Annotated in this window: 19 protein-coding genes and 1 other annotated feature; of the genes, 9 read left to right on the top strand and 10 right to left on the bottom strand. The window is 37.7% G+C overall.

Features of this window, described 5'->3' with window-relative positions; translation table 11 throughout:
• Positions 1 to 125 precede the first annotated feature (125 nt).
• Entirely contained in the window at positions 126 to 938 is an 813-nt protein-coding gene (hisJ, locus tag FHY45_RS19215; RefSeq protein WP_139892792.1) for a histidinol-phosphatase HisJ, read from the top strand.
• Between the two features lie 15 nt (positions 939 to 953).
• On the opposite strand, the gene refZ is transcribed toward hisJ, so the two are convergent.
• Positions 954 to 1,586, bottom strand: a complete 633-nt coding sequence (gene refZ, locus FHY45_RS19210) for a forespore capture DNA-binding protein RefZ (RefSeq protein ID WP_066109013.1) — start codon at positions 1,584 to 1,586, stop codon at positions 954 to 956.
• A 352-nt stretch (positions 1,587 to 1,938) separates the two neighbouring features.
• On the opposite strand from refZ, the gene FHY45_RS19205 reads away from it, so the two are divergent.
• Positions 1,939 to 2,418, top strand: coding sequence for a GAF domain-containing protein (locus FHY45_RS19205; RefSeq protein ID WP_066109018.1), 480 nt, complete (start codon positions 1,939 to 1,941; stop codon positions 2,416 to 2,418).
• Positions 2,419 to 2,460: 42 nt separating this feature from the next.
• Here FHY45_RS19205 and FHY45_RS19200 read toward each other — a convergent pair whose 3' ends face one another.
• On the bottom strand, positions 2,461 to 4,332 hold the full coding sequence (locus FHY45_RS19200) for a sensor domain-containing diguanylate cyclase (protein ID WP_066109259.1): 1,872 nt from the start codon (positions 4,330 to 4,332) through the stop codon (positions 2,461 to 2,463).
• A gap of 418 nt (positions 4,333 to 4,750) precedes the next feature.
• Here FHY45_RS19200 and rpsD point away from each other — a divergent pair, with 418 nt between their 5' ends.
• Together rpsD and FHY45_RS21155 are read left to right on the top strand one after the other, a co-directional pair.
• Positions 4,751 to 5,353, top strand: coding sequence for a 30S ribosomal protein S4 (gene rpsD, locus FHY45_RS19195; RefSeq protein ID WP_066109019.1), 603 nt, complete (start codon positions 4,751 to 4,753; stop codon positions 5,351 to 5,353).
• Between the two features lie 768 nt (positions 5,354 to 6,121).
• Positions 6,122 to 7,216 carry a CAP domain-containing protein gene (locus FHY45_RS21155; RefSeq protein ID WP_139892791.1) on the top strand — a complete coding sequence of 365 codons (1,095 nt, stop codon included), beginning with the start codon at positions 6,122 to 6,124 and terminating at the stop codon, positions 7,214 to 7,216.
• 126 nt (positions 7,217 to 7,342) lie between these two features.
• Here FHY45_RS21155 and tyrS read toward each other — a convergent pair whose 3' ends face one another.
• Positions 7,343 to 8,605 carry a tyrosine--tRNA ligase gene (gene tyrS, locus FHY45_RS19185; RefSeq protein WP_139892790.1) on the bottom strand — a complete coding sequence of 421 codons (1,263 nt, stop codon included), beginning with the start codon at positions 8,603 to 8,605 and terminating at the stop codon, positions 7,343 to 7,345.
• A 59-nt stretch (positions 8,606 to 8,664) separates the two neighbouring features.
• Positions 8,665 to 8,895: a binding site (T-box leader), on the bottom strand.
• Between the two features lie 150 nt (positions 8,896 to 9,045).
• Here tyrS and FHY45_RS19180 point away from each other — a divergent pair.
• Positions 9,046 to 11,931 (top strand): transglycosylase domain-containing protein, encoded by a 2,886-nt coding sequence (locus tag FHY45_RS19180; protein WP_139892789.1) that lies wholly within the window; start codon positions 9,046 to 9,048, stop codon positions 11,929 to 11,931.
• 34 nt (positions 11,932 to 11,965) lie between these two features.
• Here FHY45_RS19180 and FHY45_RS19175 read toward each other — a convergent pair whose 3' ends face one another.
• The 4 genes from FHY45_RS19175 to acsA form a co-directional block, all read right to left on the bottom strand.
• Positions 11,966 to 12,301 carry an NUDIX hydrolase gene (locus FHY45_RS19175; protein WP_257469202.1) on the bottom strand — a complete coding sequence of 112 codons (336 nt, stop codon included), beginning with the start codon at positions 12,299 to 12,301 and terminating at the stop codon, positions 11,966 to 11,968.
• Positions 12,302 to 12,324: 23 nt separating this feature from the next.
• Complete coding sequence (locus FHY45_RS21055) at positions 12,325 to 12,447, bottom strand: hypothetical protein (RefSeq protein ID WP_257469196.1); 123 nt, start codon at positions 12,445 to 12,447, stop codon at positions 12,325 to 12,327.
• Between the two features lie 235 nt (positions 12,448 to 12,682).
• A complete protein-coding gene (locus FHY45_RS19170; protein ID WP_139892788.1) occupies positions 12,683 to 13,168 on the bottom strand; it encodes a GNAT family N-acetyltransferase in 486 nt (161 codons plus the stop codon).
• Positions 13,169 to 13,284: 116 nt separating this feature from the next.
• Positions 13,285 to 15,003 carry an acetate--CoA ligase gene (acsA, locus tag FHY45_RS19165; RefSeq protein ID WP_066109033.1) on the bottom strand — a complete coding sequence of 573 codons (1,719 nt, stop codon included), beginning with the start codon at positions 15,001 to 15,003 and terminating at the stop codon, positions 13,285 to 13,287.
• A 276-nt stretch (positions 15,004 to 15,279) separates the two neighbouring features.
• On the opposite strand from acsA, the gene FHY45_RS19160 reads away from it, so the two are divergent.
• From FHY45_RS19160 to FHY45_RS19150, 3 genes are read left to right on the top strand one after another with little or no spacing between them, the layout of a single operon-like run.
• Positions 15,280 to 15,912, top strand: coding sequence for a GNAT family N-acetyltransferase (locus tag FHY45_RS19160; protein WP_066109036.1), 633 nt, complete (start codon positions 15,280 to 15,282; stop codon positions 15,910 to 15,912).
• Between the two features lie 28 nt (positions 15,913 to 15,940).
• On the top strand, positions 15,941 to 16,588 hold the full coding sequence (locus tag FHY45_RS19155) for an acetoin utilization AcuB family protein (RefSeq protein ID WP_139892787.1): 648 nt from the start codon (positions 15,941 to 15,943) through the stop codon (positions 16,586 to 16,588).
• Complete coding sequence (locus FHY45_RS19150) at positions 16,585 to 17,733, top strand: acetoin utilization protein AcuC (protein ID WP_139892786.1); 1,149 nt, start codon at positions 16,585 to 16,587, stop codon at positions 17,731 to 17,733. Before FHY45_RS19155 ends, FHY45_RS19150 begins: the two co-directional genes overlap by 4 nt.
• A 184-nt stretch (positions 17,734 to 17,917) precedes the next feature.
• Here FHY45_RS19150 and ccpA read toward each other — a convergent pair whose 3' ends face one another.
• Together ccpA and FHY45_RS19140 are read right to left on the bottom strand one after the other, a co-directional pair.
• Positions 17,918 to 18,916 (bottom strand): catabolite control protein A, encoded by a 999-nt coding sequence (ccpA, locus tag FHY45_RS19145; protein ID WP_066109047.1) that lies wholly within the window; start codon positions 18,914 to 18,916, stop codon positions 17,918 to 17,920.
• 301 nt (positions 18,917 to 19,217) lie between these two features.
• Positions 19,218 to 20,303, bottom strand: a complete 1,086-nt coding sequence (locus FHY45_RS19140; protein ID WP_066109050.1) for a bifunctional 3-deoxy-7-phosphoheptulonate synthase/chorismate mutase — start codon at positions 20,301 to 20,303, stop codon at positions 19,218 to 19,220.
• Positions 20,304 to 20,569: 266 nt separating this feature from the next.
• Here FHY45_RS19140 and FHY45_RS19135 point away from each other — a divergent pair, with 266 nt between their 5' ends.
• Complete coding sequence (locus FHY45_RS19135) at positions 20,570 to 22,678, top strand: cell division protein FtsA (protein ID WP_139892838.1); 2,109 nt, start codon at positions 20,570 to 20,572, stop codon at positions 22,676 to 22,678.
• 27 nt (positions 22,679 to 22,705) lie between these two features.
• On the opposite strand, the gene ytxJ is transcribed toward FHY45_RS19135, so the two are convergent.
• On the bottom strand, positions 22,706 to 23,032 hold the full coding sequence (gene ytxJ / locus FHY45_RS19130; protein WP_066109056.1) for a bacillithiol system redox-active protein YtxJ: 327 nt from the start codon (positions 23,030 to 23,032) through the stop codon (positions 22,706 to 22,708).
• Positions 23,033 to 23,056: the final 24 nt, after the last annotated feature.

Genomic DNA, 23,056 nt, shown 5'->3' with positions numbered 1-23,056 from the left:
ACATGGTATAAAGTATTTTTAACTAATAAAATCTACTTTTTCTACAAAAAATTATTCAATGCCCTCTTTTAATATCCAGAAAATATATTTTATTTAAAATATTTGTCGAAAAGGAGGCTTTCTCGATGAAATTTAAGGACGGACATGTACATACCCCATATTGTCCGCACGGAACAGATGAACCCGTTTTTGCTTATATTGAAAAAGCGATAGCGCTGGGGTACGAAGAAATCACCTTTACCGAACACGCTCCTTTACCAAAAGGGTTTATTGATCCGGCTCCAACACGGGATAGTTCCATACAAATGGATCAGTTATTCACATATATAGAGGAAATAAGGCGTTGTAAAGAGAAGTATAAGGCGAAGGTTGCTATTAATATTGGTTTGGAAGTGGATTATATAGATGGCTGGGAACAGGAAACAACAGAATTCCTGAATGAAATTGGCCCTTATTTGGATGACTCGATTCTGTCGGTTCACTTTTTAAAGAATCAAAACGACTGGTATTGCCTGGATTATAGTGAAACAGAATTCGGTCATATGATAGAACAATACCAATCTGTTGATCAACTATATAAGGCTTATTACCATACCCTTCAAAAATCGATTATAAGTGATTTGGGGACATTTAAGCCCAAACGGGTAGGCCATATTTCTCTAATTACAAAATTCCAGAAAAAGTATCCAAGCAATGCCCCATTAGAATCCTATTTACTACCAATACTTTCATTAATAAAAGAACGTGGGTATGAACTGGATTTAAACACGGCCGGCCTTTTTAAACCCTTGTGCGGTGAGACGTACCCTCCCATCCCCTTTATTCAGGCAGCCATAAAAATGGGGATCCCTCTCTGTTATGGATCTGACGCTCACCATCCGGAAGATCTTGGAAGAGGATTAGATGTACTAAAAACAAAAATCTTAACAAACGAATAATCGCTTAGCATCCAGTCAGATGGGGACAGGGCAAACACGCTCCTCAAATAAGCAGTCATTAAGAAATCGTTCAATCTCTAACTGATACTTGTTTATAAAATACAATTCGTTCGTAAATAATTGCCAAACCTCACTGAAGTATTGGGCCTGAATAAAGGGTTCATTCAGTAATGCTTTTAGCTTCATGACAAACATAGATGGATTAATCTTTTTTAATTCACCGCAATCCATACCAGCATCAAGGAATAAATTAATATAAAATTTTTCTTTCGATAAATAGGTTGTATAGATTTCTCTGTTCAGGCTTGAGTCTACTGATATTTCTCTTAATACAAGACGTGTTAATAGGAACTTTTCTCTGTAATAATGCAAGCAAAATTTGGTATACTTTAAGACACATTCTTTCGGACCAATGAGTGGGAGTTGTTCAGCGATATTTTCAATACCGCTTATATAGCCTTCGAAGAAATCTGTAAAACAATATTCAAGGAGACCTTGCTTATGCTGAAAGTGATAAGCTATATTTGCTGAATTACCTCCGGCACGGCCAGCGATATCTCTGATTGAAGTTGCTGAATAACCTTTCATATAGAATAAATAGACAGCAGCTTCAAAAATATCATCTTTTTTATTCGATAGTTTATCCATAAATTTATCTTCCCCCTTTATGATTAACATTCTCTAGGAATGTCAGATGACAAAGTGAAACCTTGCTCGGCGGGGAGTTCTTTCATCCAACACCGAGTATTCGTTGAACCAATCGGGGATATTGCGCTAAGACCTACACAGAACCGTAATAGAAGTGAAGTCTTCGTGCTAATTTGAAAGGAATAAAAGCCGTTCTAGCATAAGCTGTGCGTTCACATGGATTTTCTCTTATACATGAAGTAGTTCTTCTTTTTAGAGACTTATCCTTCTATAACTTCTCGACAAAAAAGACAGTACTGACTATGGTTAGAGGTTATTCTCTATTGAGGGTAACAATGAAAGGAGAATGATGATGTTTCAAGTCGGAAAATATAAAAAAACGAAACCAGAAAACTATCAAATGGTTAGCAAACAGCTGGAAGCCCTAATAGATGGTGAAACAAATTTAATTGCCAATTTGAGCAATGCTTCTGCCCTTTTAAATCAATTTTTGGACGACGTGAACTGGGTAGGATTCTACCTATATGAAGAGGAGCAACTGATACTTGGACCATTTCAAGGTCTCCCAGCCTGCATTCGAATTCCTTTAGGCAAGGGAGTATGCGGAACAGCGGCAGAAAAAAGAGAAATAATCAGGGTAATGGACGTACATCAATTCCCTGGACACATCGCCTGTGATGCTGCCACTCAATCAGAAATCGTTTTGCCGATTCTGAAGGATGGCCGTCTGATTGGTGTACTTGATATAGACAGTCCATCAAAGAATCGTTTTGACAAAGAAGATGAACATGGATTAAAACAATTTGTTGATATACTTGTCCAATCAATTTAAAAAACAAAAGGCTAAGCCAAAAATGAGCTTAGCCCTTTTGTATTAACAGGATACAATCATCTGATTTTTACCTGATCGCTTAGCTGTATACAGGGCATCATCTGCCCGCTTGAAAAGGTTTTTAATCGTATTGTTATTTTTCTGATTGGATTCCCAATACGATACACCGCAAGAAATGGTAACCGGAGGATTTGTTTCTTTTCTTACTTTTTCAACAAGTCTTTCCGCAACTGCTTTACCAGCCTCTATCGGTGCCTTTGGAAGGAAAATAGCCAGTTCTTCCCCGCCCCACCTTGTACCTATATCGGTGTCTCTAATACTATTTTTAATTAAATCAGCTACCTGAATAAGGACCTCGTCTCCCTTTTGGTGCCCATATGTATCATTTGTCAGCTTGAAATTATCTATATCTATTAATATAAACGTTCCCTCAGTTTCAGAATTTATCAGTTCAAGCATTCTTCCTTCAAGATAATTTCTCGAATATAGACCTGTTAAATAATCAGTTATGACCATCTTTTCAAGCTCTTCTCTTAATATTGAGTTCACAAATGCCATCGAAGAATGATGAATAAGAGACTGCATTAATTTAAACATATCAAATGTAAAATGATACGGTACTCGATGAAGAACAATACAAAAACCATCCATCTTTCCACTATGTATCATAGGGAAAGCCATAAGGGATTTATAAGGGCCATCCTGCCCGACTTTATCCGAATCCATATCCCCAATATATAAAGCCTCCCGATCCTGCTCTAAGCTGCCTTTGACATATTGGATGTAGTGTTTAGATGTCTCTTCAGTGAAAAAAGGTGAACTTCCCGGGACAAGTTTTGTCTGTCCATTCCTAATCATAAAAAAGCCTACTTCGTCTGCGAGGAATGATTTATTTATTTGTTGCTTCATATAACTAACTGTTTCACTAAGCCTCAAGGTAGAATTTAGACGATGCGATGTTTCATTAATCAGACGTAAATCCGCAATTAAGCGTTTGGATTGTTCATATAATTGGGCATTCTCCAGTGCCCCGCCTGCCGTATTCGCGAGGAGAGAGATGAATTCGATTTCCGTATCAGGAAATATGACTGCTTCAGGTGCAATAACTTGTAAAACCCCATAAACACCCTGCTTGCCTAATAAAGGCGCATACAACACAGAATTTTTCACTTCCATTGAATCCTCAAATTGAACACGACCGGAAACATATGCCTGCATGGCAGATAAATTTTCCCCATCCATTTCCAAACTTTTAATTGGAAGATTTAATGTGTTATCGCTATCCTGAGACATTAGCAAATAGTAAACAAAGGACGGATATACTTCACGCAGGGTTTCTATTACCTCCGCCAAAACGGAATGCATATTCATAGAGGAATGAAACTCTGTCGTAATCCGTTGCAATAGTTTATATCGTTTCTCTTCCTTTTTTCGTTCTGAAATTGCAATTGCCTTGTGCAGTAATTCTCCTATCACTGTCCTCAATTCAGATAAATCAATTCTATTATCATTTTTCAACTCTTTATTTTCAGAAAGAACTACAAATAGTCCCAGTAATTCTCCTTCATGATATAAAGGAATTCCCAAGGGGTATAATGTATCAGTTAATGATACACAGGCTTCCGTACATAAATCTTTCATTGAGGAGTTTAGTAAAGCATCAAGTGAAATGGTGCTAGCAAACTGATTTTGGAGTTCTGTTTTCGAAGCCGCTTTTTCCAGATAGAGCTTTTGTTTCCAAGGATCATTATAATAACAGGCAATCTCATCCACCCTTAATAATTCCAATAAGAAGTCGACCATTTTATCTGTAAATCTATCTAAAAAGAGTTCATTATCATCTTTAATCATACATTCAACAAATAGACTTTTTAAATTTGTTTCCCAGCTCAGATTTAATTGATTATCTACCATCACATTAATCAACACCTGTTGTCATATTTTATTTCGTATTTTTTATAAATTTAGATTGATTTTTTAAAAAATAATACTTTATACCTGCATTTTACCAATATATGCTAAAATAATCATTACTTTCTTTCAATATAATTACATTTTTTATTTAAACCTGTGAAGGAAGCATCATATTGTAACGATTCCATTTAAGAGAATCCCTTGACTTATGTAACAATAAATTATACAATATTCTTTGTGTAAAATATCGCAGCTTATGTTCACATCTTTATTCGTTCATTTCATTCCTCTACCATGAGGTGTATCTTGTAACCCGCTGCTGCTAGGGCGAAGGTACATGAAAATGAAATGGCAGTAATGTTTGTAAACATCAGTTTTTATTTTACAAAAATAAAAACATTCAAGGAGGAGTCTTCTTATGGCTCGTTATACAGGTCCAAGCTGGAAACTATCCCGTCGTTTAGGAATTTCCCTAAGCGGTACAGGTAAAGAATTAGAAAAGCGTCCTTACGCACCAGGACAACACGGTCCTAACCAACGCAAAAAGCTTTCCGAATACGGTTTGCAATTGCAAGAAAAACAAAAACTTCGTCACATGTACGGTGTGAACGAACGTCAATTCCGCACAATGTTCGATCGTGCTGCTAAAATGCCTGGTAAACAAGGTGAAAACTTCATGATTCTTCTTGATTCTCGCCTTGATAACATTGTTTACCGTTTAGGTTTAGCTCGTACTCGTCGTCAAGCTCGTCAGCTTGTAAACCACGGACACATCTTGGTTGATGGACGTCGCGTTGACATCCCATCTTACCGTTTAGCTCCTGGTCAAGTAATCGGAGTACGTGAAAAATCCCGTAACCTTGATATCATCAAGGAAGCTATGGAAGTAAACAACTTCGTACCTGACTACCTAACTTTCGATGCTGACAAGTTAGAAGGTACATTCACTCGCTTACCTGAGCGTTCTGAATTACCAGCTGAAATTAACGAAGCTCTTATCGTTGAGTTCTACTCTCGTTAATTAATACGCTTTGTAAATAGCGTATTCAAAAACCCTGGAAACCTTGTTTCCAGGGTTTTTATTTGTGTAGAAAATATAATTACTAAACTTATAATCAGACTCGAAATATTATTTATAGGAATTATGAAGCAAATGACACTTAATTCTCTCTTTGTTTTTGGAAAAACGAAGACCAGGCAATACCTTAAAAATTTACCATGACATCATCTGTAAACACCATTAAACGGGACTCCAAACCTAAAACGGATCTTAGGTTTTTCATCCTAACAAGATCTGTTTTGGTGTACTTAACATAGCTGTGGACATATCTATTAAATCAATTTCTTTTGGAATACTTTTCAATCACATAAAGTAAAAGCCAGCATCAAACTCACTAAAAATCGGAAATTAAATCCCCTCTAACTTTATCTACAAATAGAAATTAGTCACCTCTTCAGATGTATTATAAAAGAACTATATTGTGGATCAAATTTATCATTCACTTATTAGACAGTACAGTAGAATAACGGTTTGTTACCTCCTTCATTTCAAGACTATCCCAACTATTAGAGTAACTGATACTTATACCAATCTATACATATTGTAGTAGGCGAGAAAATGAAAAATGAAAAAAATAAAAATCAGAAAAAATATAATAGTTTATTTAATATTTTATTAACAAACTAATCAAAAATTGTGATAATATAGTTAATTGTGTAAATTATTACTAACAAAGAGGAGGGGAATTTGTTGGCTTCTTAATTTTAATGAGGAATACCAACAACTAAGATGAAAAAATATATTGCTGGAATTTTAACTGTTTTCTTAAGTTTTACTGTACTATTTTTAACGAATAGTAATCAGGTTGAGGCTGCTTCCAAAACGATGTACGTAACTGCAGACAATTTAAATGTGAGGGAGAAAGCATCATCATCGTCAAAAATTATTACGGCCGTAAAGAAAAATACAAAATTGATTGTAACTAAAAAGAGCGGTAACTGGGGATATGTCAAAGTTAACAAAAAAAATGGATGGGTATCAATAAATTATTTAACATCCAAGGCTCCCGTAACAAATAAAACAATGTACACTACTGAAAAAACAACCCTGAAAAAGCTAGCAAAAAATAACTCCGGCACGCTGAAAACGATTAACAAAGAGGCAACAATAATTGTTTATTCAACTACTTCCGATAAATATGCCAAAGCAAAGTACGGTGGAAAAACGGGATGGATTTTAAAATCTAAAGTGAAAGATTCGAAGACAGTTACAACAACTTCAAAAGCAGCAATAAAATATAAAACAATTAAACAAAATGACAATACTTTAGCAAAAGGCACTACGAAAGTCGTCCAAAAAGGAAGCAACGGAAATCAAACGATCATATACAAGAAAACGTTAAAAAATGGAAAGCTAATTAGCACAAAAAAAATATCGTCTAAAGTAACAAAAAAAGCAGTGAATCAAATTATTAAAGTAGGTACTAAAGAAACTAAAGCATCTAATTATGCAACCGAGGTTCTTCGATTGGTTAACCAAGAACGCGCAAAAGTAAATATAGCACCTTTGAAAAATTTAAATAGTCTTTCGAAAGTTGCCGAAGTTAAATCAAAAGATATGCGTGATAACAATTATTTCAATCATACAAGCCCCACATACGGGTCTCCGGGAGAAATGGTAAAAAAATTCAATATTTCTTTCACGATGCTTGGTGAAAATATTGCAGCTGGACAAATTACTCCTGCATCTGTAGTGAACAGTTGGATGAATAGCCCAGGGCACAAAGCGAATATTCTCGATGCACGTTATACCCATATCGGAATTGGGTATGCCGAAGGTGGTTCATGGAAACATTATTGGACACAATTATTTTTAAAACAGTAAGTAAAAATACTTAATATTCATTTCAATTTTATTTCTTTCAACCATTTATAATAAAGCACAATAAGAAAAATATCTTACTATACATTAAAAGGGCTGCCTAACCGAGACAGCCCTTTCTTCTTTCTATCATGCGTACTTAATAAGCGTGTATTTCTTTTTACCGCGGCGAATTACCGTGAATTGTCCTTCTAGCTTATCATCCTCTGTCATCGTATGAGCGAGGTCTGTGACTCTTTCACCGTTGATGTAGATCGCACCATTTGTGATATCCTCACGCGCCTGACGTTTAGAAGGAGAAATTTTTGCATTTACTAGTAAATCTACCAAGAGCAGTTCCTCATTGCTGCCCACTTCAAAGCTTGGTACATCCTTGAAGCCCTGGCGAATTTCTTCTACAGATAATTGCTTAATATCACCGCTGAATAAAGCTTTAGAAATATTGATTGCTTGTTGTAAAGCTTCTTTACCATGAACAAGTTTCGTTACTTCCTCAGCAAGCGCCTTCTGAGCTGCCCGTTTTTCCGGAGCTTCAGCAACCTCTTTCTCAAGCGCTTCGATTTCTTCTTTGCTTAAGAATGTAAAGTATTTAATGTATTTAATAACATCACGGTCATCTGTATTAATCCAGAACTGGTAGAACTCATATGGAGACGTTTTTTCACGATCTAACCATACCGCTCCGCCTTCTGTTTTACCAAACTTAGTTCCATCTGATTTTGTAACTAATGGAACCGTTAAACCAAAGGCTTTTGCATCTTCCTTCGTTTTACGAATTAATTCCAGACCTGCGGTAATATTTCCCCATTGATCACTTCCGCCGATTTGTAAACGGCAGCCTTGAGTTTCGTATAACTTCAGGAAATCAAGAGATTGCATGATCATGTAACTGAATTCAGTAAACGAGATACCAGACTCAATACGGGATTGTACAGAATCTTTAGCAAGCATGTAGTTGAGTCCAAAATGTTTCCCAATATCCCGAAGGAACGTAATTAAGTTCATGTTGCCAATCCAGTCATAGTTATTAGCCATGATTGCTTTATTCTCACCAGTTTCGAAGTCGAGGAAACGGGAAAGCTGATCTTTAATACGTGCAGTCCATTGGTGAACAACATCCTCTGTATTTAACGTACGCTCAGCTTTTTTACCACTTGGGTCTCCTATCATACCTGTCGCTCCGCCGACTAATGGGATTGGCTGATGTCCTGCTAACTGGAATCGTTTCAGGATTAAAATAGGTAACAAGTGACCAATATGCAAGCTATCGGCAGTCGGATCGAAGCCAGCATATAGTTTCACGCTTTCTTCCTGTAATAATTTTTCCAATCCCTCTTCATCTGTAAATTGATTCACGAGACCTCTAAAACGTAAATCATCTAAAATATTCATCCTTCTCCACCTCTTACTGTTTAGATTAGATTAAAATAAAAAACGCCCCTTCATCTAAATGAAGGGACGATTACTATCGCGGTACCACCCAACTTGCGAAACATATAACTGTCTCGCCGCTTATCCTTTTAACGGAAAGGTTCCGGCATTCGCTACACAGCTTTACATAAAGCATTCCCGAATGCTGCTCGAGGAGGTAATTCATCATTTCGCTTGTACCGGTTTACACCACCCACCGGCTCTCTTAAACATTGGCGAACTAACTACTGAAATCCTGTTATCGCATCAAATATATAATATTGGTTATGCTTTTTTTACCATAATAACAAACTGTTTGTCAAACCCAATAATTGTATTGTTTCGCTAATATAGAGAAACTATACCTACCTGAAACACTTGCTTATGCTATAATGTATGTGATTTGTTGGGGGAGTGAATGAATGAAAGATATTTTTATAAAACTTAAAGAAAGGCTTGCGCCATTGTGGGACTTTGTAAACAAACCCGTTGTACAGCGAAGAGCACGTATTTCCTATCAGGTTATCTGGAATAATCTATTAATCTTCTTAATTGTATCTGTCATCGGGATGGCATTTGCTGGCGGAGTTGGAGCTGGTTACTTTGCATCTATGGTAAAAGACGAACCAATCAGGAGCAAGGAACAGCTTAAATCAAGTGTGTCCAGTTATGAAGAAACATCTGAGATTTATTTTGCAAGCAATGTATATATGGGGAAAATGCGTTCTGATCTTGAACGTAAAGCAGTGAAACTGGAAAATGTTTCGGATTACGTTAAGACAGCATTAATTTCCACAGAAGATTCCTATTTTTATGAGCATAAGGGTGTTGTACCAAAAGCCATCATTCGAGCTTTACTTCAGGAAGTGACAAATTCTTCTGTCCAATCAGGAGGAAGCACACTGACACAACAATTAATAAAACAACAAATCTTAACGAATGAGGTTTCCTTTGATCGTAAGGCGAAGGAAATCCTGCTGGCATTACGCCTTGAAAAATTCATGAAAAAAGATGAGATTTTAGAAGCTTATCTGAATGTCTCACCGTTTGGCAGAAATTCCTCCGGCCGTAATATTGCCGGTGTCCAGGCTGCAGCGGATGGCATTTTCGGGGTAGATGCCAAAGATTTAACTCTGCCACAGGCTGCCTTTATTGCGGGATTACCAAAGAATCCATACCTTTATACACCATTTACACAATCCGGTGAAGTGAAGGAGGACCTTTCCCCAGGTATCAATCGTATGAAAACAGTTCTTAAAAGAATGTATACCAACGATGCCATTACAAAGGAAGAATATGATAAAGCATTAAAATATGATATTAAGAAAGACCTTGCAAAGAAACAAACATATCCTACTGAAAAGTATCCATACTTAACATATGAAGTAGAAAAAAGAGCAATTGAAATCATGATGCCAATATTGGCAAAGAACGATGGGCTTTCAAGCAAGGATTTAGAAAAAGACGATGACCTATATAAGCAATACTATACTCTGGCTGATCAGGCCATCCGACAAAATGGCTATCAAATTCATACAACCATAAACAAAAAAATGTATGACAATATGCAAAAAGTCACTAAAAATTACCCTTATTATCAGGGTACCCGCCAGGTGGAGAAAAAGAATCCGGATACAGGAGAAACCTATATAGAGAATGAACCAATTGAAGTTGGCGCCATGCTAATTGAAAACTCTACCGGAAAAATACTCAGCTTCGTTGGAGGCCGTGATTTTAAACGGGAGCAGCTTAATCATGCTACATCAGCTGTACGTTCAAATGGTTCAACAATGAAGCCACTACTTGTATATGCACCAGCAATGGAGTACGGAGTTTCCTATCCAGGCAAAACTTTGGTCAATGCACCTGTGAACATTCGCGGTTGGAGTCCAGGAAACTATGCTGGCGGCGGAATTACCGGTATAACCTCTGCACGTGAAGCATTAAAGAGATCCTATAATATACCGGCAGCGGTTCAATATGCGGAAATTATAAATCGCAACCCAGTAAAATATCTTGAAAAAATGGGCTTCACCTCTTTAGAAAAGCAAGATTATACAAACCTTTCCACGTCTTTGGGTGCATTAGCCAGAGGCGTAACCGTAGAAGAGAATACGAATGCCTATGCAACATTTGCAAATGGTGGACAATTCGTAGATAGCTATATGATCGAAAAAATAGTAGATTCTAATGGAAAGACCATTTACCAACATAAAAAAGCGAAGACGGATGTATTCAGTCCACAAACAGCTTATTTAACAATTGATATGATGAGGGATGTCATCACCTCTGGAACAGCAGCAGGTTTAAACAGTAAATTGAAGTTTTCAGCCGACTGGGCCGGCAAAACCGGCACTAGCCAGAACTTTCATGATGCCTGGATGGTCGCGACCAATCCAAATGTCACATTTGGAGTTTGGATGGGATATGATTCAAATGCATCTGTGGATACATATGGAATGAGTTATTCACAGCGAAATCAAACATTATGGGCACAATTAATTAATTCAGCTTATGATGTTGCACCAAACTTAGTCGGGACTTCGAAGCGACACCAAATGCCAGGTGGAATTGTATCCAGATCCTATTGCACATTGACCAGTTCCCTGGCATCCAAATCATGTATAGATGCAGGACTCGCAAAATCCGATTATTTCAATGCCAAATATCTTCCTTCATCTGAGAACGGCAATTTGGCAACATCAAGCGAAAGATATGTGTTCATAAATGGTAAGAAATATGTGGCACTGGGGTCTACTCCAGAGGAATTCACAGAAACCGGTCTTGTGATCAATGCCGACTTTTCTAACATTACAGGAGCAAAATACCTTATTGATAAATCATCTATTACGCCAAAAGGCTCTGAATTTGAAGGGGCAGCTATCGGAGCTTCGAAAATGAATGATAACGGGAAAGTACCTGGAGCACCGGCAGTTACTTCAAAGGAGAAAGTCATCAACTGGAAATCTTCTGGTGACTCTGACATAGTTGGATATCGTGTTTATAGAAATGGTGCTAAAGTAGCCAGTATCAAAGCTGACAATACACTCAGCTTTAAAACAGATGGAAATGGAAAGTACTACATTACTGCAGTGGATATAGCTGGTAATGAATCTGCTCCATCCTCTATTATCGAATATAAACCAGCTCCTAAGCCGGAACCTAAGTCTAAAGAAGTAAAAAAAGAGAAGGCAGAAGATAAAAAAGAAGACATAGAAGATAAAAAAGAAGAGAAGAAAGATCCAAAAGAAGATGAAAAACCAGTTCATGCCGAAGAACAAGAGCATGATGAAAATACAGAGGAATAAAAAAGAGGCTGTTCCAGGTCGGTATCACACTCGACTATCGGAACAGCCTTTCTCTATATCTATCAAACAACTTTTTTTTGCAATCCCCAATATATATAGGATTACTTGAATCCCTTTTTATATATTGAATAAGAAAATCTCTGTCCTCAGGATATGTTAACTTCAGTGTTTTTAATTCCTCAAGGTCTTTCCAGGCAATATCATAAATAAGACCGTCCGGATCCCGAATATTTCTTTCACCACCCATAATCCTCACTATATAGTAGCGAACTTCAGCAGTAATATAGTGTGTTTCATATATTACCCTTTTTACCTTAACTTCTTCAACAATTTCTGTTAAATATCCCGTTTCTTCTTCCATCTCTCTAATACAGCACTGTTCAAAACTTTCATCTACTTCTTTACCGCCCGATGGAATAGACCATAATTTTTCTCTTCAGGTTTCCCCTGCAGAACCATTAACAATTGACCATTGTCATTGATACATAGACCTGAAGAACCAAACCATTCTTTCACTTTATCAAGCCCCTTTTAAACTACAATCTTTAATTTCTATATAGCAAAATGATGTTACTTTTCTTCATCATTTAATAAAAATAACTCAACAATTTATATGCAATTGCTTTTAGGTAATTTGTTCAATAGTTTCATCGGCATCACTCCATTTCTTTTCTGGCTAATCAATTATCAATTTATCTATTTTTACTATCCTATTAAAATTGAAAAACTTATGTAATTGGTAAATGATTTTTTATAAAAGTTTACTCATAATTTCCCCTGGTAACCCATCTATCGCACAGACCTTTTCAGATTTGAATCCAAGATTAGCTAATATTTTTCTCGAAGGAATATTATTAGGGTCTATTATCGCCACTAATTTCTTCAATTCCGATTTCCTCACTTTTCCAATTAATACTTCGGCAATATCTGTCCCATACCGTTGCCCCCAATGTTCAGGTAGAATCATATAGCCAATTTCAGCTTCGTCAGTAAGTTTTTCATTTAAAATTAAAGATCCGAGTCCAATGAATCTCTGAACGGAAGCATCAAAAATTTTAAAAGTCCCAAAGTTTTCATGTTTCTTATTACGTTGCAATATCTTTTGATAGTTCAACCTTGCCTCCTCTAAAGGCAGAGCCCGTTCTGTTATTTGGGCCATAACCTTCTCATTACTTACCAAACTATAATAATCCTTAAAATCGGTTTCTTGAAACTTCATTAGGTTAATATTCTTCATTTCCCCCACTCTTCCTGCTAAATGGAATGATATGTATTCCATTTGCTCATATCCTTTGTAAAAACCAAAAAAAAGGGTGTTTATAAGGGTTAAATCACCTTATAAACACCCCTGTTTTAATCTTCCATCGTTGATAAGTCGCCTGTTGGCAATTCAAGCTCCCAAGCTTTTAATACCCTGCGCATAATTTTACCACTGCGCGTTTTCGGCAGTTTATCCTTGAACTCAATCTCTCTTGGTGAAGCATGTGCAGCAAGCCCTTGTTTAACAAATAGCCTGATATCCTCTTTCAGCTCATCCGAAGGCTCGTATCCAGACCTGAGGGCAATAAATGCTTTAATGATTTCACCCCGTACAGGATCCGGTTTGCCTATTACACCCGCTTCAGCAACCGCCGGATGTTCTACCAGCTTGCTTTCAACCTCAAAAGGTCCTACCCGTTCTCCGGATGTCATAATAACATCATCAATTCTGCCCTGGAACCAGAAGTACCCATCTTCATCCATATAAGCTGAATCGCCTGAAACATACCATCCTGATGGCATAAAATAGGATTCATACTTTTGTGGATTATTCCAGATTTGCCTCATCATGGATGGCCATCCTTTTTTAATTGCTAAATTGCCCATACGATAAGGCGGTACTTCATTCCCTTGGTCATCTACGATGGCAGCCTCGACTCCAGGAATTGGCTTACCCATAGAACCCGGTTTAATCTCCATACTTGGATAGTTACAGATTAGTTGTGCACCGGTCTCTGTCATCCACCATGTATCATGGATACGTTTGGAGAATACTTTTTGTCCCCATTTAATAACTTCAGGATTTAAAGGTTCACCTACACTTAGTAAGTGGCGAAGGCTGGATAAATCAAATTGTTTTACTACCTCATCCCCTGCACCCATCAGCATACGGAATGCAGTAGGGGCACTGTACCACACGGTTACATGGAAATCTTCAATGGTTTGATACCAAGCTTCCGGGCTAAATCGTCCACCTGTGACCACAGAAGAGGCTCCATTTAGCCACGGAGCAAATATCCCATAAGACGTTCCTGTGACCCAGCCTGGATCCGCTGTACACCAATATACATCCTCTTCTTTTAGGTCGAGTACCCATTGTCCGGTTTTCAGATGCTGAATCATTGAATTATGCGCATGCAGAACACCCTTTGGCTTACCGGTTGAACCGGAAGTATAATGTAGAATCAGACCGTCTTCCCGATCTACCCATTCTATATCTAATTTTTTAGATGCATTTTCATATTTGCTGTTAAAATCTATATATTTACCAGTTTCCTCTACATTATCTCCTACTACAAAAATATGTTTCAATGCTGGCAGGTCATCTGCAGGAATTCTAGACAATAATTCAGGGGTAGTGACGATTACACTGGCTTCACTATCTTCCAATCGATCCTTAACCGCCCCTTCCATAAATGCCTCAAATAACGGGCCGACAATAGCTCCCAATTTTATCGCACCCAGCACTGTGAAATACAATTCCGGTGATCTCGGCATAAAAATAAATACCCTGTCACCTTTTGTTACATTCCCATATTCCTTCAGAACATTTCCTGCTTTATTCGATAAATCTTTCATATCACTATATGTATACTTCTCATAGCGATTAGGGTCCTTATAATATAATGCTACCTTATTGCGCCTGAAATTTTCAGTATGCCTGTCAATACATTCGTATGCCGCATTCACTTTACCCGTTTCATTCCAAGAGAATTCCTGCTCTACATCCTTCCAGTCAAATGATCTGTAGATTTCCTCATAGTTTGCTAAATTATAATCCCCTTGCACAACAGAAAGCGCTTCCAGTTTCATAATTATTCCCCCCTGATCAAAGATAATATATTGATAGTATAGTACAAAATCCATTTTATCTCAATTTTTAAAATATTTAATAAGTTACGCTAATATGTTACAATTTTTATAATTGTAGTGTTTTTAAGATAACATCCCCATTAAGTGTTTAAGAGAATTATGCCAGTAAGCTTCTTAATTTCCACTACATATGACTTAAAAAGTTCATATCATGAAGCATTTATGGATTTAAAGTGCTGTATAATAGCTTTAAAATGTGACCTGGGTGGTGTATGGATGGAGCATAAAAAAACGTATAATTTGAAGGAATTGCAAACCCCATGTGGGCCGTTAGTTATCGAGGGCCCGGTATCTCGAGATCAATTAGAAAATCTTGAATTTCATGAGGGTCTCGTTGCCTTTAGGGTTCCTGAGAAGCAGCATAAGGCTTTAATTCAAATCAGCAGCCTTCCTGAAGGCCGAATTATTATTGCGAGGGCCGGCGATGTCATTGTCGGATATGTCACTTATTTATACCCAGATCCTCTTGAAAGATGGTCTGAAGGGAAAATGGATGACTTACTGGAATTGGGTGCTATTGAAGTAATCCGTGAATATCGCGGATGTGCGGTCGGGAAAAACTTGATCCGCGTGGCTATGATGGATGAGTGGATGGAAAATTACATTATTATTACCACAGAATATTATTGGCATTGGGATTTAAAAGGCAGCGGATTAAATGTATGGGAATATCGAAAAATGATGGAGAAAATGATGAGTGCCGGTGGCTTGGAATGGTATGCCACTGATGACCCTGAAATTTGCTCCCATCCAGCCAATTGTTTAATGGCCAGAATCGGGAAAAACGTTAAAAAAGAGAGTATTCAAAAATTCGATCAATTACGATTCATGAATCGATATATGTATTGAACGAACTGAGTTTTGAGGAGGGCTACTTGTGATTATTGAGGATATCATGATCAAGGATGTTATTACGCTTCAAAAAAATGCTACACTCCAGCAGGCAATTGATTTAGTAAAACAAAAAAAAATCAGGCATATACCAATAGTAGATGATGAACAACGGTTAATCGGCCTGTTATGTGATGTCGATATCCGCTCTGCAACTCCATCTATCTTCCATCTTGATGAATATAAGGAAGACCTTCTAAAGCCAATAAGCGATATCATGATTACCGATATTTATACAGCACACCCACTTGATTTCGTTGAAGAGATTGCATTTGTATTCTATGAACAAAAGATATCTTGTATGCCTGTGATCAGCGACAACAAATTAGTCGGGATTATTACTGAAACAGATCTTCTGCATACATATGTAGAACTTACTGGCTCAAATCAGCCTGCATCCCAAATAGAGGTAAAGGTCACTAATAAATCAGGTACGCTCAGTGAAATAGCCGAAGTCATCAAAGGCCACAATTCCAATGTAAATAGCATTTTCATTTATCCATATAAAGAAGACCCGGCATTTAAAGTCTTGGTACTAAGGATTCAAACAATGAACCCGCTGAAAATCGTACAGGACCTACGGTCATCCGGATATGAGGTATTATGGCCAGATATACCGGAGAGCACTCTATGAAGGAAGCCTCATTTGTTTATTCAACCGATCTACTTTCCTACAAATTCAATGATAACCATCCTTTTAACCAAAAACGGCTGCAAATAACAGTAGACTTATTAAATAAAATGAATGCCCTGAAAGAGGATGACTGCATCAAACCACGAATGGCAACAGATGAGGAATTAAGCCTGGTGCATGATCCCGATTACATCAGTGCGATTAGATTAGCCGGACAAGGAAAGCTTGACCAGGATAAAGCATTAAATTATGGAATTGGGACCGAAGACACCCCCATTTTCTCTGGAATGCATGAGGCAAGCGCCTGGCTTGTGGGAGGAACATTGTCTGCCGTTGATGAAGTAATGGAAGGGCGTGCTCAGCATGCCATAAACCTGGGCGGTGGTTTGCATCATGGCTTTAGAGGGAAAGCCTCCGGATTCTGTATCTATAATGACAGCTCTGTTGCCATTAAATATATGCAAAAAAAATATAATGCCAGAGTTCTCTACGTAGATACGGATGCCCATCATGGAGATGGTGTTCAGTGGACTTTTTATGATGATCCTTCTGTTTGTACACTGTCCATTCACGAAACAGGTCGCTACCTATTCCCTGGAACTGGCAATATTACTGAACGTGGAAATGGAAAAGGATATGGTTATTCATTTAATATCCCCCTCGATGCCTTTACGGAGGATGAATCATGGCTCGAGTGCTATGAAAAATCCTTTAAATCTGTCATAGAATTTTTTCGCCCAGACGTTATTTTAACTCAAAACGGCGCTGACGCTCATTACTATGATCCATTAACGCACCTTTCTGCTACCACTGCAATCTATCAATCCATCCCAAAACTGGCCCATAAGCTTGCACACCAGTACTGTCAAGGTAAGTGGATAGCAGTTGGTGGCGGCGGATATGATATCTGGAGAGTGGTTCCGCGTGCCTGGTCCCTAATATGGCTAGAAATGACTAATAATTCGAATTGTTCAGGTGAGTTGCCTGTTGATTGGGTCAATCATTGGTCAGCATTAGCACCCGTTACATTACCCACTACATGGGAAGATCCACCTGATATGTACAAGCCCATCCCACGTAAGGCTGAGATTACTGAAAAAAATGCAAAAACTCTAGAAAAGGCATTATACACGATTCTATCCTAACCCTATGAATCTGCTGAATTTCAAATACCTGATTATTTAAATTTCTTATATAACTGGTCACAGACACCAAGTTACACACTAAAAAGATGAGGACTGGATATAATGTATACTACCTGTTTTACTAAAATAAAAAGCTGAACCATTTGTAGAACTATTCACAAAATGGCTCAGCTTTTTTTATTTTTTATTTTGTTGAATCTCTCTCTTCAATTCTGTACGGCAGAATTACGGAGGATTCATCTACCTCTTCTTTGTTCATAAGCTTTGTCAGCAAGCGCATGGAAACAGCACCAATATCATATAATGGCTGAACAACCGACGTTAGGCGAGGTCGCACCATTAAAGATAATCTCGTGCTATCCGAACTGATTACTTCAAGATCCTCCGGTATGGAGATACCTTTATCTTGTGCTGCATGAATGATACCAAGAGCTGCCTCATCTGAACATACAAAAATAGCTGTCGGTTTATTATCCAATTCCATTAGCTGGTTCAAGGCTTCGATTCCGTCATCATAGGATGCATCTGTTTCTACTAGATATTCTTCATTATAAGGAATATTAGCTGCCTCCAATGCTTTTCGGTATCCCGGCACCATTTTTTTCTCTATAATTGCATTTTGAAAAGATCCTGATACCATGGCAATATTCTTATGTCCACGATCAGCAAAAGATTTAATCGCATCCATCACTGCTTGTTCATAATCAATATTCACAGATGGAATTTGAGCAGAATCTTCAATTGTACCTGCCAATACAACAGGAACCGGTGATTTCTTGAATTCTTCAATATGCTCATCCGTAATATTTGAACTCATAAAGACAAGTCCATCGACTTGTTTGCCAAGCATCGTTTGGATTAGTCGGCTTTCTTTTTCTTCATTTGAATCCGAGTTACTTAAAATAATATTATATTTATACATGGTGGCAATATCTTCAATCCCTCTTGCTAATTCAGCATAGAAGATACTGGAGATATCTGGGATAATAACTCCGACTGTTGTTGTTTTCTTACTTGCTAATCCGCGTGCCACAGCATTCGGTCTGTAGCCAAGTCTTTCAATTACTTCATTTACTTTTTTACGTGTTGCCGGTTTAACGTTTGGATTACCATTGACAACACGTGATACAGTTGCCATGGAAACATTTGCTTCACGAGCTACATCATAAATTGTAATATTCATTTTTTACACCGCCCAAATTTCTCTATTCTAATCCTAATAGTATTCAATTAAGTACCATTTAGTATGTTATTATAATAATACTCTACCCTCTAAATTCGTGCAAATAAACACTTTATCTATTTTCTTACTATTGTATACATAACAAATCCAATTTTCACTAAGACTAACTCAGTACTTCTTTAAAATGATAGCATTTGAATAATAAATTATAAAAATTCCACTGAAAAATTCAGGGACTATTGATTCGTTAATCTATTGGAGAAAAATGAAAAAGAGTTGCCAAATAGCAACTCCATATTTATTAAATTCTGATACCTGTCTGCTTGGTAAATTGATTAATCTCGTTTACAAACGTATCAAATTGGTTTAGATCCATCTGTTGTGCGGAATCGGAAAGAGCAACTGCCGGATCCGGATGAACTTCAGCCATAACCCCATCAGCACCGATTGCCAATGCAGCTTTAGCAGTTGGAATTAGCAGATCTCTTCGGCCAGTCGAATGCGTAACATCCACCATTACCGGTAAATGCGTTTCCTTTTTCAGTATAGGTACAGCTGAAATATCCAATGTATTCCGTGTAGCTTTTTCATACGTACGAATTCCGCGTTCACATAATATGATATTTCCATTTCCCTGCGCCATTATATATTCAGCTGCGTTAATGAACTCTTCAATTGTCGCTGCCAGCCCTCTTTTTAGCAGAACGGGTTTATTGACCGCTCCCGCTGCTTTTAACAACTCAAAGTTCTGCATATTACGAGCACCAATCTGGATCACATCAATATACTTAACCGCAGTCTCAATATCCGCCGGGTTTACAATTTCGCTTATAACAGCCAAATCGAATTCATCAGCAACCCTTTTCAGGATTTTTAATCCTTCTTCACCCAACCCTTGGAAATCATAAGGGGATGTTCTCGGTTTATAAGCTCCGCCTCGAAGTAATTTATATCCTTTATCCTTAACAGCTTTTGCTACAGTCGCTACTTGTTCATAGGATTCTACCGCACATGGGCCAAACACAAAGGACGGTTGTCCATTTCCCACTTTCTCACCCTTCAAATCAATTATAGTATCATCAGGATGCTTTTTACGGGAAACAAGCAATGCTTTACGATGATCATCTTCCTGTAGTTCAAGGCTTGCTTTAAATATTTCCTTGAAAATATGTTCAATGGTTGATTTTTCAAATGGACCATCATTATTTTGGATAAGTGTATTAAGCATTTCTCTTTCTCTAACAGGATCAAAACGATACTGGCTTTGCTTACCTTTTAATTCACCGATTTGTTGTACAACTTTTCCTCGTTCGTTAATAAGCTTTAATAATTGCAAATTCAAATTATCCAGTTGTTCTCTTAATACATCCAGTTCCATATTACTCAATATCACTCATCCTCTCTGTTCTGCATTGCATGTTTTAGCCTGGGTTTCATATATTTTAAAAATTTCTAAATCACTTAGTAAAATATTTTACATTTCAGTATATAATTGAAACTATTATAACGGATTAATTCGGTATTGTCACTATTAAACCTTTATCAATAAACCGCTTTTAAGTGTTAAAGCATAAAAGGAGAGACGAATTCTTGACCAAAAAAATTTTTGCTCTCGATATTGGCACTCGCTCAGTTGTAGGAATCATATTAGAAATGCGCCTCGATCAATATGTCGTTACAGACGTCATCATTAGAGAACATACTGAGCGTGCCATGCTGGATGGCCAGATTCATGATGTCGTAGCTGTTTCCAACGTTATACTCGATATTAAGCTTACACTTGAAAAAAAGCACGGTCCTCTTACTAAAGTATGTGTAGCAGCTGCAGGACGTGCTTTGCGTACAGAGATTGGGAGATCATCTATTCCCATATCCGGCAAGCCTCTCCTGTCTGCCGATGACCGCATTCATCTGGAATTAGCTGCTGTACAACAAGCACAGTTTCAGGTAGCTGAAAAAGAAGACATCCAAAGTAATTATCATTATTATTGTGTAGGCTATTCTGTTCTCCATTACTATCTTGATGGCCAGGAAATCGGAAATTTACTTGACCAAAAAGGGGATGAAGCAGAAGCAGAAATTATCGCTACTTTTCTGCCGCGAGTGGTCGTTGAATCACTGTTTGCTGCACTCAAAAGAGTAAATCTTGAGCTAGAAGCACTTACTCTTGAACCAATTGCTGCAATTCATGTCCTTATTCCACCCTCTATGAGAAGGCTCAACGTATGCCTTGTTGACATTGGAGCTGGTACTTCTGATATAGCGATTACAGATGAACGAACCGTTATTGCCTACGGAATGGTCCCTGTTGCTGGAGATGAGATAACAGAGGAAATCAGTGATCAGTATTTACTTGATTTCCCGAATGCGGAAGATACCAAGAGATCCATAAATGAACAGGAGTTTGTCAAAATCAGTGATATTCTTGGTTTCGAATCAGAGATCCCAAAAGAAGAAATGATTACAGCCATCTATCCCGCCATTGAAAAATTAGCAGATTCCATTAGCCGAGAAATTTTGCAACTGAATAATGCTAAGCCTCCGCAAGCCGTTATGCTTATTGGCGGAGGTAGCTTAACACCGCGCTTACCAGATATTTTGGCAAAGAAATTAAATCTGCCTGCCAATAGAGTTGCTATACGCGGAATAGACGCTATCAAAAATTTAGTGATTGAGTCAGATTACATTAAAGGGCCCGAACTCGTTACGCCCATTGGAATAGCCATTTCATCAGATGTTAATCCAATTCATTATGTTTCTGTTGAAGTAAATGGGACCCCAGTTCGTTTATTTGATCTTAAGCAACTGACTATAGGAGATGCCTTGCTTGCAGCAGGACTTCATTTAACAAAGCTATACGGTAAACCTGGAAATGCGAAGATTGTTAGTATTAACGGCAGAAATATTACCATACCAGGTACACACGGAGAGCCTCCGCAAATCAAAAGAAATAATGTGTCTTGCTCTCTTGATTCCCCATTAACCCCTGGAGATCAGCTATGGATAGATAAGGGAAAAGACGGTTCTGAAACATCTGTGATATTAAGAGAATTACTTGATGAACTGCCTATGAGGGAGATTTATATAAACGAAGAGAAATATGAAATTCCTTGTACCCTATTTATGAATGGTTTTCCTGCTGATGGCCACGAAGATATTCATGATGGTGATCGGATTGCTTTTAAAATGCCAGAGACTGTGCAGGATGCACTATTGTTCGCTGGCTTGAATTCTATACTGGACGAACTTGTCCCGTTTAATCTAGTTATCAATGGCCGGCTGGAAAGCTTCGTCTCGTTTTCAGGTGCCATATATGTTAACGGAAAAGGTGTATCTTTTAACCATCGGATAGCCGATCATGATCGCCTCACCTTAGTTCGTAGAAAAGCAATCACAGTCAAAGATTTAATAGGTGTCTATAAGGCTGAAGAGATTAATCAAATATCTGTTACGTTTAATGGTCAACCACTTACGTTGACAAATAACAGCTATACAGTCTATCGAGAAGATAAGTCCTTAAGTGATACAGATATCCTTTTTAACGGGGAGCAACTAAAAATAAACTTTAATAAAGAATCCGCTTTTATATTCCAGGATCTATTTCGGTACATAGAAATAGAACTTCCCAAGAATAATCCGGGCGGCTTTCACCTTATGCGGAATAAACAGGAAGTCACATTTTACAATGAAATCCAAGATGGTGATCAACTTGAAATTGTTTGGTTCAACTCACAGAATTATCCGACCAAAGTAAACCGGTAAGGAATTAAATTCCTTACCGGTTTCTATTTAGATATATTCTTTAAGTGCCTGTTCTAGATTTTGTGCTGTAATTCTTCCATGAGATGTATTCCACACAGCCTCACTATTTTTAAATAATATAGCTTGCGGTGACTCATGTTTAATTCCGGTTAAATCTCGAACATGCTCTGATAGTGGTTTGGCTTCCTGTACAGCTAGATAAGCTGTAGCTATAGCAGGATGCTCAGCGACAAACTGGGAATACTCATCAAAAGCTGCACCACTAATTGGACATGTAAGGCTATGCTTCAGAAGCAGAAAAACATCATGCTCTAAAAGTTGCTGTAATTCCTCTTCGTTAGTAATCTTTTTCATCCATATCCCCCCATTTGTGTTTAT

The sequence above is a fragment of the Bacillus sp. D386 genome (genome assembly GCF_006346415.1).
This window is presented reverse-complemented; position numbering and strand designations above follow the sequence as displayed.

Excerpts from the sequence above, each read along its gene's own strand:
- tyrS (WP_139892790.1), bottom strand. The coding sequence starts at position 8,605 with ATGAATATTTTAGATGATTTACGTTTTAGAGGTCTCGTGAATCAATTT.
- FHY45_RS19170 (WP_139892788.1), bottom strand. The coding sequence starts at position 13,168 with ATGAAGAATATTAACCTAATGAAGTTTCAAGAAACCGATTTTAAGGAT.
- FHY45_RS19200 (WP_066109259.1), bottom strand. The coding sequence starts at position 4,332 with ATGGTAGATAATCAATTAAATCTGAGCTGGGAAACAAATTTAAAAAGT.
- refZ (WP_066109013.1), bottom strand. The coding sequence starts at position 1,586 with ATGGATAAACTATCGAATAAAAAAGATGATATTTTTGAAGCTGCTGTC.
- FHY45_RS19150 (WP_139892786.1), top strand. The coding sequence starts at position 16,585 with ATGAAGGAAGCCTCATTTGTTTATTCAACCGATCTACTTTCCTACAAA.
- FHY45_RS19180 (WP_139892789.1), top strand. The coding sequence starts at position 9,046 with ATGAAAGATATTTTTATAAAACTTAAAGAAAGGCTTGCGCCATTGTGG.
- FHY45_RS21155 (WP_139892791.1), top strand. The coding sequence starts at position 6,122 with ATGAAAAAATATATTGCTGGAATTTTAACTGTTTTCTTAAGTTTTACT.
- hisJ (WP_139892792.1), top strand. The coding sequence starts at position 126 with ATGAAATTTAAGGACGGACATGTACATACCCCATATTGTCCGCACGGA.
- ccpA (WP_066109047.1), bottom strand. The coding sequence starts at position 18,916 with ATGAATATTACAATTTATGATGTAGCTCGTGAAGCAAATGTTTCCATG.
- FHY45_RS19205 (WP_066109018.1), top strand. The coding sequence starts at position 1,939 with ATGTTTCAAGTCGGAAAATATAAAAAAACGAAACCAGAAAACTATCAA.
- FHY45_RS19160 (WP_066109036.1), top strand. The coding sequence starts at position 15,280 with ATGGAGCATAAAAAAACGTATAATTTGAAGGAATTGCAAACCCCATGT.
- ytxJ (WP_066109056.1), bottom strand. The coding sequence starts at position 23,032 with ATGAAAAAGATTACTAACGAAGAGGAATTACAGCAACTTTTAGAGCAT.
- FHY45_RS19135 (WP_139892838.1), top strand. The coding sequence starts at position 20,570 with ATGCGCCTCGATCAATATGTCGTTACAGACGTCATCATTAGAGAACAT.
- acsA (WP_066109033.1), bottom strand. The coding sequence starts at position 15,003 with ATGAAACTGGAAGCGCTTTCTGTTGTGCAAGGGGATTATAATTTAGCA.
- rpsD (WP_066109019.1), top strand. The coding sequence starts at position 4,751 with ATGGCTCGTTATACAGGTCCAAGCTGGAAACTATCCCGTCGTTTAGGA.